At 62.4% G+C, this 15,991-nt stretch carries 12 protein-coding genes and 1 pseudogene; 3 read left to right on the top strand and 10 right to left on the bottom strand.

Going from position 1 to position 15,991, the window contains the following annotated elements; genetic code table 11:
- Nucleotides 1-7: 7 nt before the first annotated feature.
- From G3N59_RS09535 to G3N59_RS09515, 5 genes are all read right to left on the bottom strand, one after another.
- A complete protein-coding gene (locus G3N59_RS09535) occupies nucleotides 8-2,236 on the bottom strand; it encodes a polysaccharide biosynthesis tyrosine autokinase (protein WP_205982343.1) in 2,229 nt (742 codons plus the stop codon).
- A gap of 51 nt (nucleotides 2,237-2,287) precedes the next feature.
- The gene (locus G3N59_RS09530; RefSeq protein ID WP_205982342.1) at nucleotides 2,288-3,460 is read right to left on the bottom strand and encodes a polysaccharide biosynthesis/export family protein; all 1,173 of its coding nucleotides are present in this window, start codon (nucleotides 3,458-3,460) and stop codon (nucleotides 2,288-2,290) included.
- Nucleotides 3,457-3,906, bottom strand: a complete 450-nt coding sequence (locus G3N59_RS09525) for a low molecular weight protein-tyrosine-phosphatase (RefSeq protein ID WP_205982341.1) — start codon at nucleotides 3,904-3,906, stop codon at nucleotides 3,457-3,459. The genes G3N59_RS09530 and G3N59_RS09525 overlap by 4 nt, the downstream gene beginning before the upstream one ends.
- 40 nt (nucleotides 3,907-3,946) lie before the next feature.
- Nucleotides 3,947-5,377 carry a UDP-glucose/GDP-mannose dehydrogenase family protein gene (locus tag G3N59_RS09520; protein WP_205982340.1) on the bottom strand — a complete coding sequence of 477 codons (1,431 nt, stop codon included), beginning with the start codon at nucleotides 5,375-5,377 and terminating at the stop codon, nucleotides 3,947-3,949.
- 87 nt (nucleotides 5,378-5,464) lie between these two features.
- Nucleotides 5,465-6,844 (bottom strand): undecaprenyl-phosphate glucose phosphotransferase, encoded by a 1,380-nt coding sequence (locus tag G3N59_RS09515; protein ID WP_205982339.1) that lies wholly within the window; start codon nucleotides 6,842-6,844, stop codon nucleotides 5,465-5,467.
- Nucleotides 6,845-7,335: 491 nt separating this feature from the next.
- Between G3N59_RS09515 and G3N59_RS09510 the strand changes: the two genes are divergently transcribed.
- On the top strand, nucleotides 7,336-8,865 hold the full coding sequence (locus G3N59_RS09510) for a mannose-1-phosphate guanylyltransferase/mannose-6-phosphate isomerase (RefSeq protein WP_205982338.1): 1,530 nt from the start codon (nucleotides 7,336-7,338) through the stop codon (nucleotides 8,863-8,865).
- Between the two features lie 236 nt (nucleotides 8,866-9,101).
- On the opposite strand, the gene G3N59_RS09505 is transcribed toward G3N59_RS09510, so the two are convergent.
- Nucleotides 9,102-10,280: a transposase gene (locus tag G3N59_RS09505; RefSeq protein ID WP_205982337.1), complete on the bottom strand. Its 1,179-nt coding sequence runs from the start codon at nucleotides 10,278-10,280 to the stop codon at nucleotides 9,102-9,104.
- Nucleotides 10,281-11,082: 802 nt separating this feature from the next.
- On the opposite strand from G3N59_RS09505, the pseudogene G3N59_RS09500 reads away from it, so the two are divergent.
- Both G3N59_RS09500 and G3N59_RS09495 read left to right on the top strand, forming a co-directional pair.
- Nucleotides 11,083-11,553 (top strand): annotated as a pseudogene (locus tag G3N59_RS09500) (DUF2501 domain-containing protein).
- An 85-nt stretch (nucleotides 11,554-11,638) separates the two neighbouring features.
- Nucleotides 11,639-12,142, top strand: a complete 504-nt coding sequence (locus tag G3N59_RS09495) for a hypothetical protein (protein ID WP_241023317.1) — start codon at nucleotides 11,639-11,641, stop codon at nucleotides 12,140-12,142.
- Between the two features lie 30 nt (nucleotides 12,143-12,172).
- Here the strand turns inward: G3N59_RS09495 and G3N59_RS09490 are convergent, their stop codons facing one another.
- From G3N59_RS09490 to G3N59_RS09475, 4 genes are all read right to left on the bottom strand, one after another.
- Nucleotides 12,173-12,790 carry a DUF4337 domain-containing protein gene (locus G3N59_RS09490; RefSeq protein WP_205982336.1) on the bottom strand — a complete coding sequence of 206 codons (618 nt, stop codon included), beginning with the start codon at nucleotides 12,788-12,790 and terminating at the stop codon, nucleotides 12,173-12,175.
- Nucleotides 12,791-13,241: 451 nt separating this feature from the next.
- Nucleotides 13,242-13,943 carry an ABC transporter ATP-binding protein gene (locus tag G3N59_RS09485; RefSeq protein WP_205982335.1) on the bottom strand — a complete coding sequence of 234 codons (702 nt, stop codon included), beginning with the start codon at nucleotides 13,941-13,943 and terminating at the stop codon, nucleotides 13,242-13,244.
- On the bottom strand, nucleotides 13,943-14,713 hold the full coding sequence (livG, locus tag G3N59_RS09480; RefSeq protein ID WP_205982334.1) for a high-affinity branched-chain amino acid ABC transporter ATP-binding protein LivG: 771 nt from the start codon (nucleotides 14,711-14,713) through the stop codon (nucleotides 13,943-13,945). The genes G3N59_RS09485 and livG overlap by 1 nt, the downstream gene beginning before the upstream one ends.
- Nucleotides 14,710-15,984 carry a high-affinity branched-chain amino acid ABC transporter permease LivM gene (locus tag G3N59_RS09475; RefSeq protein WP_205982333.1) on the bottom strand — a complete coding sequence of 425 codons (1,275 nt, stop codon included), beginning with the start codon at nucleotides 15,982-15,984 and terminating at the stop codon, nucleotides 14,710-14,712. The genes livG and G3N59_RS09475 overlap by 4 nt, the downstream gene beginning before the upstream one ends.
- Between the last annotated feature and the right edge of the window lie 7 nt (nucleotides 15,985-15,991).

Below are 15,991 nucleotides of genomic sequence, written 5' to 3'. Positions count from 1 at the left end.
CTCTTCATCAGGCGCTCAGATATTCCTGCACGGCGCTGTAGCCATAGCCGTAGCTGCCGCGTGCTCGTGCCGGCACACCGTTGAACACGCCGCCCGTCACGCGCACGCCTGTATTGCGCAGGCGCTTGAGCGTATCGGCGATCTCGCCTTCGGTATGCATGCCCGAACGCAGCACTAGGAAGGTCGAACCCGCATGACCGCCGATGATGGCGGCGTCGGTCACGGCCAGCACCGGCGGCGTGTCGATCAGCAGCACGTCGTAGCGCAGCGCGAGACCTTCCAGATACTGGCCAAGACGCGGCGACATCAGCAGCTCGGACGGATTGGGCGGACGACGGCCGCACGAGATGAAGTGCAGGTTATCCACTTCGGTCGCACGAATGGCCTCGTCCAGAGAGATCTGCCCCGAGAGCAGTTCGGAAAAGCCGCTGTCCTGCGGGCCGCCCAGATAGCGCTCGAGCGCGCCACGGCGCATGTCGCCGTCGATCATCAGCACGCGCTTGCCCGAGTGCGCCAGCAGCACCGCGAGATTCGCGGTCAGGAAACTCTTGCCGACGCCCGGCACGGAACCGGTGATCGCCACCACATGATTGCGCGCATCCATCACGCTGAACTGCAGCGACGTGCGCAGCGAACGCAGGCTTTCGACCGTGAGGTCTTTCGGCGCCGCATTAGCCAGCACTTCACGCAGACGCGTGCCGCCACGCACCGGCGCGCGCTTTTCCAGCACGGCCTGTTCCGTCGAGAGCGGCACGAGACCATAAACCGGCAGCTGGAAATTGCGCTCGATGACGTCCGGGTCGACGATGCCCTTGAACATGTTCCGGCGCATCAGCACAAAACCCGTGCCGAGAATCAGGCCCAGCATTGCGGCCGCCGAAACGATCAGCAGCTTCTTGGGCTTCGACGGCTTGCCCGGACGCATCGCCGGGTCGACGATATGCACATTGCCGCCCGTGCCCACGCGCTGCACCGAAAGCTCCTGAATACGGTTGAGCAGCAGCACGTAGATGTCTTCCGCCACCTTCGCGTCGCGCTGCAGCTGCACGGCCTTTACTTCGGTCGCCGGCAGATCGCGGAACTTGGTGTCGTACTTGGCGCGCTCGCCCTGCAGTTGCGCAAGCTGCTGGCGCGCGGCGATCAGCACCGGATGCTGGTCGCCAAAGCGCTGTTGCAGCGAAGCGATCTGCAATTGCAGCGCCGAAATCTGCTGCTCGTATTGCACGCTGCCGTCCAGGTAGATCTTCGCTTCGTCGCTGGCGTTGATCGAACCCGACTTGCTTTGATACGCAGTCAGCGCGGCTTCGGCGTTTTCGAGGTCCGACTTCAGGCGCGGCTGTTCGCTGCGCAGAAAGTCGAGCATCTTGCTCGCATCGGCCTGCTTGGTGGCGACGTGCTCGCGCAGATACGACTGCGCAACGGCGTTGGCCACCTGCGCCGCGCGATCCGGATCGGTGTCTTCGAGCGAGATGTCGATCACACCGGTCTGCTTGCCCTGCTCCTGCACCTTCACGGCGTTCTGGAAGCCCATCACGGCGTCCAGATCGTTCATGCGTACCACCGAGAAGCGCGTGCCCGGGCGTGCCTTCAGATCGCTCACCAGCATCGTCACGCCACCGCCCTGGGCCTGCTGGCCAACCGTGCCTTCGACCAGACGGCCGCCGTCCGGGCCCGAGATCACATAGCGATTACCGTCGAGTGCCGTGAGCGTGAGCTTCTTGCCTTCCAGTTCGGGCGAGACTTCGATCGAATCCACATTGGCGACTTCGCCGCCCCATGCGTACGAACCCAGGCCGAACCACGGACGCGACGGCGTACCCGGCGTCGCCAGACGCGCGGCCAGGCTGCCGACCACCGGCAAGGTCACCGGCGCGACCGAGAAGTTCAGCTTGAACTGCTTGACGACCGGTTCGAGCACGCTGCGGCTCTGGATCATCTGGATTTCGGCGTCGGTCGGCAGGGAACCCTGCTGACCGCTCGTGATGTTGGCGCCCGACTGCGTCTGCGTCAGCGCCTGCGAGGTGTAGTCGGCCTGTTCGACGCGCACCTGCGTGTCCGCCGTATAGACCGGCTTGGCGACGTAGCAGTAGAACACGGCGCAGCCGACTACGACCGCCGCGATCGCGATGAGCCAGCCGATGTCGTCGATGATGACGCGCAGCAACTGGCCGAGGACAACGTCCTCTTCCTCTGTGCGGGCCGCCGGGGCCGCCTGACTGTTGGCTTGAATGCTCACGTTTCGATCCCGTTTTAAATCGTGTTGCGTGGGAGGAAAGACCTCACGCCCTTAGCGCGTGATCTGCTTCAGGTAGAAGACCGTCTGAACCGTTGGCAGGATCTGCTGCAGCAAGCGGTTGAAGGTCGTCGAGGCCGCCGTACCGACATACACGACATCCATCGGCTTCAACTGGAATTGCGACGACAGCATGATCGCGTCCGGCTTCGTCATATCGAGTCGATAGATCTCCGGCTCGCTCGGGTTGTCCTTCATGCCGCGCATCACGAAGATCTGACGCGGATTCGCATCGGTATCCAGCACGCCGCCGGCCGAGGTCAACGCATCGGCGATGGTCAGCTTGCCGCGGATCATGCCGGTCTGGATCGGCGTCTTCACTTCGCCCATCACAAATACTCTGCTATCCGAACGATCTGGCACATTGATGATGTCGCCGTCCTGCAGCATGACGTTCTGCGTCGCGTCGCCCGAATCGAGCATGCGGTTCGCGTCCAGAACATAGAGCTTGCCGTTGCGCGTGAGGCGCACGCGGTTGATATCGGCGTTGTCGGTCGAGCCGCCCGAGCGCGTGATCGCGTCGACCAGCGACAGCGGCACGTCGCTCATGGAGAGCGGGCCCGGCGTCTTCACGTCGCCGGTCACCTGGATTTTCTGGCTGCGGTAGGCGAGCACACGCACGTCCACCTGCGGATTCTTGATGTACGGCCCGAGACCCGAAGAAAGTTGATCGCGCAACTGTCCCGCGGTCTTGCCCGCGGCCATCACGCGGCCCACGAACGGGAAATAGATCGTGCCGTCCTTCGCCACGGTCTGCCCATACGGGTCGGACTGGCCGGACAGCGCGTTGGTATACGGCTGCGTGAGCGCCTGCCCCACGGTCTGCGTGGTATTGCCGCCCTGCGAGAACGTCGAACCTTGCGGCGTCGAGAGTTCCGGGTGGTCGTAGACGGTCACGCCGAGAATGTCCTGCGGCGCAATGTGATAGACGTAATCGGCCGCATTGGCGTATTTCGCCGGCGGCAGATCGACGTGCACGCCAGCCGCTTCCTGCGCCTGACGCATCACCAGTTGCGAGTCGATGAGATGCACGTCGTACTGCTTTTGCGGCTGGTTACTCGGCTGTTCCTTGAGACTGGACGTATCGAGGTAATTACCGGGCGCGGTCGAGCACGCGGAAACAAAGGCGCCTAGCGCCAGCACGCTCATCAGCTTGAGTTTAGTCATTGGCATATTCGGCTCAGCCATCCCTTAATCAGACGATCCATCAACTCCAGACTCTCGCGATACGTGGCCTCGTCGAGACCATGCGGATCGGCGACGTCCGAGTTCTCCCAATTGCCGAGCGCGTACACCTTGCCGCGCGCGGTCGGTTCAATGCGCTCGACCGCGGAGACCTGGTGGCGCTCCGTGACCAGCACGAGGTCGGCCTGACGCACGAGACGGCTGGTGAGGCGGCGCGAGCGATGCTCGCCCACTTCGACACCGCGCTCGGCGAGCAGGCGTTGCATGACCGGGTCCATGTCCACGCCTTCCAGCGCGCGCAGACCGGCCGAATGAACTTCGCCTGAATGCTCGGCTACCCGCTCGCGAAGATGCGCGCGGAACAATTGTTCCGCCGCGGGCGAGCGGCAGACGTTTGCGTGGCAAACGATCAATACGTCGTTGAACATGGCCTGGCTACTCCTCGTTTTACTGCCTGATTCAGGCGCGTTACGCCGTGACCTGCGAAGGCGACTTCGATTGGGTCGCGGCTTCGGCACGCGCGCGGCTCGCCTGCGTGGCGCTCGCGCGGCCCACGGCGTGATATTCGATGCCCATTTCCTGCAGCGAAAGCGGCTCGTAGAGATTGCGTCCATCGAACACGATAGGCGTTTTCAACTCGGCCTTGAGCGTTTCGAAATCCGGCGCCTTGAACACCTTCCATTCGGTGGCGACCACCAGCGCATCGGCGCCGCTGGCCGCGTCCATCGCATCGTCGACATACACGAGTCGTTCGAGCTGTTCGGGCGTCTTGTGCAGATCCATCTCCAGCACGCGCTGCGCTTCCTTGATCGCAACCGGATCGTAGGCCTGGATGCGTGCGCCGCGCGCCAGCAGTTCGGCGATCAGCGCGCGGCTGGGCGCTTCGCGCATATCGTCGGTATTCGGCTTGAAAGCCAGGCCCCACAGACCGAACGTGCGGCCCGTGAGATCCGAACCGAAGCGCGTGACGATCTTCTGCGCCAGCACCTGCTTCTGGATTTCGTTCACGGCTTCCACAGCGCGCAGAATCTGCAGCGGCTCGCCGAAATCTTCAGCAGTCCGCATCAGTGCCTTGACGTCCTTCGGGAAACAGGAACCGCCATAACCGCAGCCGGCATAAAGAAAGTCGTAGCCGATACGCGGGTCCGAACCGATACCGCGGCGCACGGCCTCGATATCCGCGCCCACGCGATCGGCCAGATTCGCCAGTTCGTTCATGAACGAAATACGCGTAGCGAGCATCGCGTTGGCCGCGTACTTGGTGAATTCGGCCGAATGCACGTCCATATACAGCGTGCGTTCGTGATTGCGATTGAACGGCGCATAGAGGCGCTTCATCAGTTCGCGGGCGCGCTCGCCCGGCACGTCTTCGTCGCAACCCAGCACGATGCGGTCGGGACGCGCGAAATCGTCCACGGCGGCGCCCTCTTTCAGGAACTCGGGATTCGAGACCACCGAGAACATGTGATCCTCGCCGCGCTTGCGCAATTCAGATGCAATGGCATCGCGCACCAGCGCTGCCGTGCCCACCGGCACCGTCGATTTGTCGACGATGACCTTGAAGCCGTTCATCAGACGGCCGATATTGCGCGCGGCCGTCAGCACGTATTGCAGATCGGCCGAGCCGTCTTCGTCGGGCGGCGTGCCCACGGCGATGAACTGCACGTCGCCGTGCGCGACGGCCGCTTCCACATCGGTCGAGAACGTCAGACGGCGCGCGCGCACGTTGCGTTCGATGATTTCCTTCAGGCCCGGCTCGTGAATCGGCACGACGCCCTGATTGAGCAGGTCGATCTTGCGCTGGTCCACGTCGAGACAGAACACATCGTTGCCGATGTCGGCCAGACACGCGCCTGTCACGAGACCCACATAACCGCTGCCAATGATCGTCAGATTCATGCCTACCTCAAATGTGATTGCCTGTTGGTGTCTACCAGGGCCGCGGCCACTTGCGCATGCCGCGCGCCTGGTAAGCTCAATTCATGTTCAGTACGCGTTCTGCCCGGCGAAGCCTTTCCACATCGTCATCGCGACGATGCGCAGATCGAGCGCGAAGCTCCAGTGCTGCATGTAATGCAGGTCGAAACGCACACGGTCGCGCATCTTCTCCACGCGGTCCGTTTCGCCGCGAAAGCCGTTGACCTGGGCCCAGCCAGTGATGCCGGGCTTGATGCGATAGCGCGCCATATAGCCGCGCACGAGATCCTTGTAGATGTCGTCGTGCGCCAGTGCATGCGGACGCGGCCCCACGACCGACATCTCGCCCTTGAGCACGTTGATGAACTGCGGCAGTTCGTCGAGGCTCGTGCGGCGCAGGAAGGCGCCCACACGCGTCACGCGCGGATCGTTGCGGCGCGCCTGCGTGACCTGCCCCGAAACTTCCGCATGAACCTTCATCGAGCGGAACTTGTAAATCTCGAACTCATTGCCATCGAGGCCTTTGCGGCGCTGCCGGAAAAACACCGGGCCCCTCGACGTGATCTTGATTGCAAGGCCAATCAGCGCGAAAAGCGGCGTCAGCGCGAGCAAGGCCGATCCTGCAAACAGGATGTCGAATACCCGCTTGGGCAGCACGCTCAGATCCGTCACCGGCGAAGCCGCGAGATTGATCGCCGGCACGCCCAGCAGATCGACCACCGGCTGGCTGAAAAACGAGAGGCTGCGCACATCCGGGATAAAGCGGATGTTCACGAAATCGTTGCGCATGGCCATGACGATGCGATGAATCGTGCGCTCTTTCGTGATCGGCAACGCCAGCCACAGTTCGCGGACATCGTGCTCACGCACGAATTCCAGCATCGCCTGCAGGTTGCGCTCGACTGGCACGCCTTCCAGATGGGCATCGCCATCCGCGTCGCTGTCTTCGTCGTACACGAGTGCCGGATGAAAGCCCGCTTCCGGGCGGCTCTTCATCTGCTCGACCAGAAAGCGCGCATAGCGCGGGCCGCCCACCACGGCAACCGCCTTCACGTTGTAGCCCTCGCGGCGCAGGCTGCGCAGCACCATATGCACGAGCGACTTCGAAATAATCAGGAGTGCGACCGAGGCCACGACCCAATACGCGAGCCAGATACGCGAAAGCGAATCGGCCCGGTGCACGCTGAAGCTCAGCAGAATGCCCGTGCATTCGACCGCGATCCACGCAGCGCACACACGCGCCGCCAGCACGTAGAGCGATTTGCCGCGCCACGACTGGTAGATGCCGAAGGCGGGAAACATCCAGATCGCCAGCAGACAGTTGAAAGCGAGCGCCACGCTCTCCGCGTCGGAAAGCGTGGCGAACCGTCCGTGGTGCAGGGCGGCCGCAAGCAGCGCGCCGGCGGCGATGGCGGCAACATCGATAATTCTGGCTAGAACGCTCAGCATGTCCGGCACCTCGGTTGAAAAAATGAATTGCAGCCACGCGCTTTGCATCATGGCTGCCGCTACAGGAATCTGGGAATGACACCGGAATTGCCCCGGCGCTGATAAAGCTGATCCGAATAAACCCTAATAAAGCGCTATAAAAATTGCGAGCGCAAGGTCAAAAAGTATCTCCAAATGTTTCGATGCTAACGACCTATTTTTTCTCTGATTTTTTCGGCAACGATTGCCAGAATGGCCGCCAGACAAGCTTTCCAGACTTGATGCGATGCGGCAAAAATTGCCGGATCGGACACAAAGCCTTCTGATTTATTTCGTAACACATTCGTGTCATCGACTATTTTTCTTTTTATTTTTATCCCGCCCCATTCAGGATGAATCGGAATTGATTAATTTAATCCGAATATTTTCGCTTTTCTTCTTTACTGTGCTTTTTATTGCGATTTTAAGCATGCTACAAATCGCAGAACCGAAACCCCTTTCAGGAGAGCGAGATGACGGATACGGGTTCCGCAACGGCCCAGGCACGCGCGGCTCAACAAGCCACTACGCGCGGCGATGCACGCAACGCGCTGCAGGTCTGCCCGGTTGTGCTGGCCGGCGGCGCAGGTTCGCGGCTATGGCCACTGTCGCGCGAGCAGTACCCGAAGCAGATGATCAACCTCGTAGGCGAGCGATCGCTGCTCGCGGATACGGCGGGCAGGCTCGATGCCCTCGCCGAGCGCGTGACGCTCGCGGACAAGCTGATGATCGTCTGCAACGAAGAGCACCGCTTCACCACCGCCGATCAGGTTCGCGCAGCGGGCAAGGAAGCCCGTCTGATTCTCGAACCGCTTGCACGCGATACGGCACCGGCGCTGACCATCGCAGCCCTGTCCGTGACGGCAGCGCAGCAGGACGGCATCCTCGTGGTGATGCCCGCCGACCACGCCCTCGCCGATCTCGACGCCTTCCAGGCCGCTGTGGCGGATGGCGTGCGTCACGCGGCTAACGGCCAGATCGTCACGATGGGCATCGTGCCCACGCATGCAGAAACGGGTTACGGCTACATTCACGTGGGCGAGCCGCTGGGCGCGGAAGAACCGAACGGCGCGCGACGTCTCAATGGGTTCGTCGAAAAGCCTTATATCGAACTGGCCCAGCAATACGTGGCATCGCAGCGCTACTGGTGGAACAGCGGCATCTTTATCGTGCGCGCTTCCACGTGGCTCAAGGCGATTCGCCACTTCCAGCCGGCGATTTACGATGCCTGCGCGGCGGCCGTCGAACACGGCAAGGCCGATGGAGATTTTTTCCGTGTGGACCCCGAAGCATTTTCCCGTTCGCCGTCGAATTCGATCGACTACGCCGTGATGGAACCGCTTTCGGGCGATACCACGGTGGCAAGCGGCGTGGTCGTGCCGCTTACTGCGGGCTGGACCGATCTGGGTTCCTGGGACACCGTCTGGCAGGTCGCGCCGAAAGACGAAACGGGTAACGTGGCGCGCGGCGAAGTCATCTTCGAGGGCGCAACCGATACCTTCGTGCACTCGGATTCCCGCCTGGTAGCCTGTCTGGGTACGGAAAATCTCGTGGTGGTCGAAACGGCGGACGCGGTTCTCGTGGCCGACCGTTCACGCGCCCAGGATGTGAAGAAAATCGTTCAGCGCCTGAAATCCGAGCGCCGCAGCGAAGCCGTCGCGCACCGCCTCGTGCATCGTCCGTGGGGTCATTACGATAGCGTCGATAGCGGCGAGCGTTTCCAGGTCAAGCGCATCGTGGTCGAACCGGGCGCACGCCTGTCGCTGCAGATGCACCACCATCGCGCCGAGCATTGGGTGGTCGTGCGCGGCACGGCGCTGGTGACGCGCGGCGAGGAACGCTTCATCGTTTCGGAGAACGAATCGGCGTATATCCCGCTGGGCGTGGCGCATCGACTGGAAAATCCTGGCAAGATGCCGCTCGAGATCATCGAGGTGCAATCGGGCTCGTACCTCGGCGAGGACGACATCGTGCGTCTGGACGATCAGTACGGCCGGCAGTAACAGCAGGCAAGAACTGCCACGCTCGGGCCCACGCGGGCTCGAGCGGTTTGACGGATGAGAACGAACGGAGACACCACGGCTCGCGCCGCAACGGAAAATTGCGAAGCAATGCATCGCTTTCCGGTTGACGGCGTGCCTGGGCAAAAAAGATGAAGCGGGAAATGCGTTTGACGGACAGCGTGAAAGCAGACTTAACAGCGGCAGACGTAACAGCGGCCGATACTGCTGGCCGGCGCTCAGTTCAGATGCGTTCTGTAACGCGAAGCGTGCGGATGACGGTCGGCGCCCGCGCTGGACGTGCTGTCGCGCGCCTCGCCGGTGCGCAGCGTGCTGCTGGTATAGCGTTGCATGGGCGCATGGCGAACGCTGGCCGCCACACTGGCGGTGGCGAGACCGGGCGTCGCGACGGGCATGGCGCGCGTCACCACGTCGTGACCGGCGCGCGCGAGCGAAACGCCTGGATCGTTGCTATCCGGGGCATCCGTATCGGCACCACCACTACTACTACTCGCCTGCGTACCTTCGCGCTCGATCCACTGACGCGCCCAGTCGAACGCGAAATGGCGCGCCTCGTCGGCATCGTCGAAGGCCGGGCCGATCAGACCCGAACGCTCCACGCGTTTGTCGTCCTTGAGGATTTCCACCGCTGCGCGATACATGCCGCGTTGCGAGCGATTGCGCGCCGCTTCCAGATTCAGATGGATCACGTAGCCACGCCATTCGGCGATCTGCGCGAGATCGAGTTCGCTATCGGCGGCCTCGAATTTTTCCTCGGGCACGACCGTGCGAGCCACGGGCTTCGCACTCACACGCGCGGCGTGGGCGCTGGAATCGGCCTGCGGCGGCACCAAGGACGAGCCCTGCCCCGGCTTCGCAGCCGTGCGATGCTGGGCCTGCGACAAGGCCTCGTCCAGACGCGCGAGCTGGCGCGTCATGCTCTCGATGGGATTGGCCACGGGGCTGCCCGCCAGCGGCGCATCGGCCAGCGATGCGGGCGCCTGCCAGGCTTCCGGGCTTTTCCAGTAGACGGCGGGCAGACCGTCGTCTTCGGTCACTTCTTCGACCACAACGGCTACCGCCGCCGCGGGCTGCGCGCTCGCGACGGCCTGCGCCTGAGCGGGCTCGGGCACATAGACAAAGCTGCGGCCGCGCTGCGTGAGCAGTTGCACCAGCTCGAGCAGCGTGCCGCTGACGTGCCAGTCCTCGAAACGGCGGCGGCAAGTCGGTCCGGACGGATAACGTGCGGGCAGGCGCGACCAGGACTCACCGGTCGTCAAGATCCACAGCACGGCATTCGCCACGACGCGCGGCTCCGCACGCGGGCGGCCGCGGCGGTTCAAACGTATAGGCGGTTCATCGGATACGAGCGAGGACACTACCATCCACTCCTCGTCGCTCAGTTCTTCGAAATTCATGCTTTTCTCCACGCAGCCGGACCGGGGCTGCAGTGACGGAGCTCGCTCGCGGATCTTGCTGTCCGCGCGGGCGTGCTCGGTTGCACCATATGTTTATATGACTTGTTCATTTACGTCACCGACTGCACTTTGGCAGTGCGTGTGTTCACGGTATTGACGCAAAGAACGTGGTCTCACTCGTGCAAGGGAGAATTTGTGCAGGAAGCATACCACCTGAAACCAGCCGATGAGGAGGGCCGTAATAAGTGTTACGGTTAGAAACAAAGTCACGCATTGCATGGCGCGGAATATGCCCGATCGCGCTTGCAAAACCGTGCGGCATTCCTCTTCGATTCGCCAGAAAAGCCCTTGCTGCAGGGCGTTTCCGCATCGTATGCATCCTGCAAGACGGCTGTCGTGCCGCTGTAGCGTTGTCATGACTCGCTGATGCGTACCTCGTGATGCATCGCGTGACCGACCCCATCGCACGCTCATTTCAGGCTCATCGCCGATTGCCATGCCAATTGCTTTATCTTCGTGAATGCAATTCAAATGCCATTCAGCGAAATGCAACAAAAATACCCATGAATGGCATTAACGGCATTAACGTCGTCCCGGTCCCTTCTCTCCCGAAACTCAGTTGTGCACGCAACAAATGACATGGCGATGAATTGCCTGCACTTCACGGGTGACATCCCAGCCGACTGACAGGTTGCACCGCTTCTTTTCACGCTGCACGCATTCATGACGCAGCCACCCAGCAAAAGCCACGCGACGAATCCGTCTATAGTACGAAGGCCATGGCCTTCCAGGAGAATCGTGTATGCAAACATCCTCACTGCGCGGCGCCCGCGCCCTGATCGCCACCGCGGCCCTTGCCGCCGCCGCGCTCGCGCCGTGGCATCTCGCTCAGGCCCAACTCGGCAACCTGCTCAATCAGAGCGGCAGCAGCGGTTCGACCTCGGGCGCACTCGGCAATCTGGGCGGCCTGGGCAGTTCGCTGTCCGGCTCGTCGGTCACCTCCAATAGCATGGGCAACGTGACCGGTCTGCTTTAATACTGCATCAAGAACAATTACCTGAACGCCGACACGGCCAGCAACGTGAAAGACTCGCTGCTGAGCAAACTGCCCGGCGGCGCCTCGACGACCGACAGCGGCTACGAGAAAGGCACCAGCGGCATTCTCACGTCCGGCAATGGCCAGCAACTCGACCTCTCCGGCAGCGGCCTGAAACAGGCAGCCACCAAACAGGTATGCGACAAGATCCTGAGCCAGGCGAAGTCGATGCTTTAACGGAGCGTGAAAAGATGGCGGTGCGGCGTCGTTGTGCGCAATTTGTGTGCCGCCATCTTGCGTTCGATGGGGATTTCGGTGTCGAATGGATTCCAACGGAATTCAAGCGGTTTTCGTCACTGCCATGAAACAGCGTCGAGTCCCCGTGGTGCCCCGTCTGGCAAGCTTTGGCGCATTCCTTGCGCTCCTTGGCCTCTGTGCGCCGATCGGCGCCCAGCCTCAGCAGGCCCTGGACAAACGGTTCGACTGCACCTCGAATCCGCATGAATTTATTTCGACGCTGATTGAAGAAAAGTCGATCGACCCGAGCCCGAGCCGGGTCGAGGCGAATTCGGTCAATGCGTTCCGGCCCGTGCACGGCAGCCGCCTGAGCGCATTCGGCTTTCCCATTTATGTCGTGCTGGGCTACGCACGCGACGACGATCTCTTTCACCGCGGCGCGGGCAAGGAGATCAAGGCGCCGCTTTATGGCGTCGTGGTTTCCGCTCCCGCGGAATCGGTCCGCTCGCGCGTTAGCGAGGCGAACAGCGACGCCACGGTTAAATCCGTGGTGCCGCTCCTGCTGACCGCCATCGTCTGCGGCGGATAGATTCTTCGCCGATTAACCAGTTGGCCGCGCTCAGGGCCCGAAGAACGCCAGTGCGCCCATCACCACGCCCAGCGCGCCCACGCCCACCGAGGTCCGCAGCAACCACTTGCGGCGCGTGAGCAGCGTAATCGCCGTCAGTGCGATCGAGATCTGGATCAGCGTGGTCGCCTGCGCCCAACGATGATGGCCGTGCAGCAGCTTTTCGGCGCGCTCGTCGTCGGCTTGCACCTGCTTCTCCAGCGCCTCGGCTTTGGCGCGGATCGGCTCCTTCTGCTGGCGATAGCGGTCGGCATCAGCGGCGAAATGCCGCTGCGCTTCGGCGGCATTCGGCGAGAGCGCCGCCAGCGAAGCACCCAGTTCGGCCAGATTCTCTTTTTCGCCCTTGGACGAATAGTAGGCCCACTGATTCGCGGCTTCGGTCTTGTGAATCGCCGCTTCGTTCTTGTAATAGAGCGCGAGGTTTTCGCTGTTGCCGCTCTGGTACGCGAGGATCGCGCCAATCGACGCGAGAATCGCCGTCATCACCGCCATGCGGCCCGGGAAGGGGTCGCGCTCGCCCGCGCCGCCATGTTCGCCGTGACCGTGCCCGGACGCGGCATGCTCGACCGCGTGATCGTGCGGCCCGTGCACTTCATACTCTTCAGACATCCAACGACTCTCCGGTGTGACTATCAATACGCTGCGCGGCGTCGACTGTTGCGCCGCGCCCCCTGCGGGAATCTCAATTATCGTGAGCGCGGCCCGCTTGTCCAGTCCCCATCACTCCTGTGACAAGAAGAAAGAGAAACGCATCAAATCGAAATCAGATTGAAAGTTTTATCGTCTATTTCGATGAAGATGCGTTGCGCATGCTGCGGCGCACGGCGCATTGCGACGGTTTGCTAACGTGGTTGACGCGCCTCATCCGACGCGTTTTTGCTGCGCGGCCACCTGCTTGCGCGCCACCGCCCTACGTCGCTTGCGCGAATCTCCCCGGCAATCTGATCGGCGAAATTGAGCCAGAAATGCAAACGGCCCGCGCCGTCTTCCTTTTCAGGGGAAAGACTGCGCGGGCCGCGTACATCGAACGCTCAAGCCCAAACCAGGCGCCGATGCGAATTCAACCGCCCAGGTAAGCGCGCTTGATCTCGTCGTTGGCGAGCAGGTTATCGGCGCTATCGGCCAGTACCACGCGGCCGGTTTCGAGCACATAGCCGCGATCGGCCACTTGCAGCGCCTTGTTCGCGTTCTGCTCGACCAGAAACACCGTCACGCCCTCTTCGCGAATCGTGCGGATGATGTCGAAGATCTGCGCGATCACCAGCGGCGCGAGACCGAGCGTCGGTTCGTCCAGCAGCAGCAGACGCGGCTTGCTCATCAGCGCGCGGCCGATCGCCAGCATCTGCTGCTCGCCGCCCGACATCGTGCCGGCGCGCTGTTTCGCACGCTGATTCAGGCGCGGGAACAGCTTGAACACGTGTTCGATGCCCGCGTCGATGTCCTGCTGCGAGGAGAAAAAGCCGCCCATCTGCAGGTTTTCGAGCACCGTGAGGCTCGGAAACACGCGACGGCCTTCCGGCGAAATCGCCATGCCCTTGCGCATGATTTCGTGCGTGGGCAGGCGCGTGATGTCCTCGCCCTCGAACGTCACCTGCCCCGACGACGCGCGCGGCGTACCGCACACCGTCATCATCAGCGTGGTCTTGCCGGCGCCGTTGCTGCCGATCAGCGTGACGATCTCGCCCTTGTTCACTTCGATCGACACGCCCGCCAGCGCTTCCACCGCGCCGTAATGGGTATGGACCTTGTCCAGCTTCAGCATCAGTCCTCTCCCAGATAGGCTTTGATCACGCGCGGGTCGTTGCGCACTTCGTCGGGTTTGCCGATCATGATCGGCTTGCCGTGTTCCATCACGAGAATGCGATCCGACACGCCCATCACGAGACTCATATCGTGTTCGATCAGGAGTACGGAGATTCCAAACTCGTTACGCAGGCCGTCGACCATATGCTGCAATTCGATCTTTTCCTGCGGATTCAGACCGGCGGCCGGTTCGTCGAGCATCAGCAGACGCGGGTCCGTGATCATGCAGCGCGCGATTTCGAGGCGGCGCTGATGGCCGTACGAAAGCGTGCCCGCTTCACGGTTTGCCACATCGCGCAGGCCCAGACGTTCGAGCCAGTACGCAGCGCGTTCGAGCGCGGCGCGCTCGGCACGGCGGTAGCCAGGCGTCGCGAACAGGCCGCTCAGCATGTTGCGGTTGACCTTCAGGTGCTGCGCAACCATGAGGTTTTCCAGCACCGTCAACTGCTTGAACAGGCGGATATTCTGGAACGTGCGCACCAGACCGCGACGCGCCACTTCATGGCTCGGCTGGCCCGTGATCGCATGACCGTTGAGCACGATGTCGCCTGCCGTGGGCTTGTAGAAACCGCCCACGCAGTTGAACACCGTGGTCTTGCCCGCGCCGTTCGGCCCGATGATCGCGAAGACCTCGTTCGGGCGCACATCGAACGCGATACCGTCCACCGCCAGCAGACCGCCGAAGCGCATCTGCAAGCCCGCTACTTTCAACAACGCTTGTGCACTCATTGCGGCAACTCCACGTGCGGACGGCTTGCGGGCAGCAGGCCCTGCGGACGCCACATCATCATCAGCACCATCACCAGACCGAAGATCAGCATGCGGTACTCGGCAAAGCCACGCGCCACTTCCGGCAGCGCCGTCAGCAGGATCGCGGCGAGCACGACGCCCAGTTGCGAACCCATGCCGCCCAGCACCACCACGGCGAGAATCAGCGCCGATTCGATGAAGGTGAACGACTCCGGCGTCACCAGACCCTGGCGCGCCGCGAAGAACGCACCGGCCAGACCCGCGAACGAAGCACCCAGCGTGAACGCCGAGAGCTTGATGCGCGTGGGGTTCAGACCCAGCGAACGGCAGGCGATTTCGTCTTCGCGCAGCGCTTCCCACGCACGGCCCATCGGCATGCGCAGCAGGCGGCTGGTGACGAACAGCGTGAACGCAACCAGCACCAGCGCGAGCAGGTACAGGAAGATGATCATGTGTTCGCCGCTGTACTCGATACCGATCAGCTCGTTAAAGGTTTTTGCGCCTTCCACGCTCGCATGGCGCGCGAGTTCGAAGCCGAACACGGTGGGCTTCGGAATACCCGAAATGCCGTCCGGGCCGCCCGTGATGCTCGTCAGGTTGTTGAGCAGCAGGCGGATGATTTCACCGAAACCGAGCGTGACGATCGCCAGATAGTCGCCGCGCAGACGCAGCACCGGGAAGCCCAGCACGAAACCGAAGGTAGCGGCCGCGAGCGCAGCCAGCGGCAGACATTCCCAGAACGTGAAGCCGAAATACTGGTTGAGCAGCGCATACGTATAGCCGCCCACCGCGTAAAAGCCCACATAGCCGAGGTCGAGCAGACCCGCGAAGCCCACCACGATATTCAGGCCGAGGCCGAGAATCACGTAGATCAGCGCGAGCGTGGCAACGTCGATCGTGCCGCGCGAACCCATGAACGGGAACACCGCGCCGAAGGCGAGCAGCACCCAGATCGCCATGCGCTGCTGGCGTGCGCCGAGTGCAGGCGCCTTCGGCAACTTCACCGCACTCGTTGCGCGCACAAACATCGGCTTGAGGAGCTGGAACACGAACACCACGGCAGCGGCGATCCACACCGGGCGCCAGTGCTGCTGCAGCACCACCTGATAGCCGTCCAGCGTGAGCTGCAGGCCGAGGATAGGCGCCGTGAGAATGATGGTCGCAATGGCGGCGGCGAAGGCGCCCTTCAACGTCTGCGACGAAGACTGGCCGCTATGGCTGGCCGCGCGAACCGAAACAGTTTGGCTCATCTCGACC

This window comes from Paraburkholderia sp. Ac-20340 (assembly GCF_017104965.1).
Classification (GTDB): domain Bacteria; phylum Pseudomonadota; class Gammaproteobacteria; order Burkholderiales; family Burkholderiaceae; genus Paraburkholderia.
Note: the sequence above shows the minus strand (reverse complement) of the source record. Positions and strands in the feature narration are given on the sequence as shown.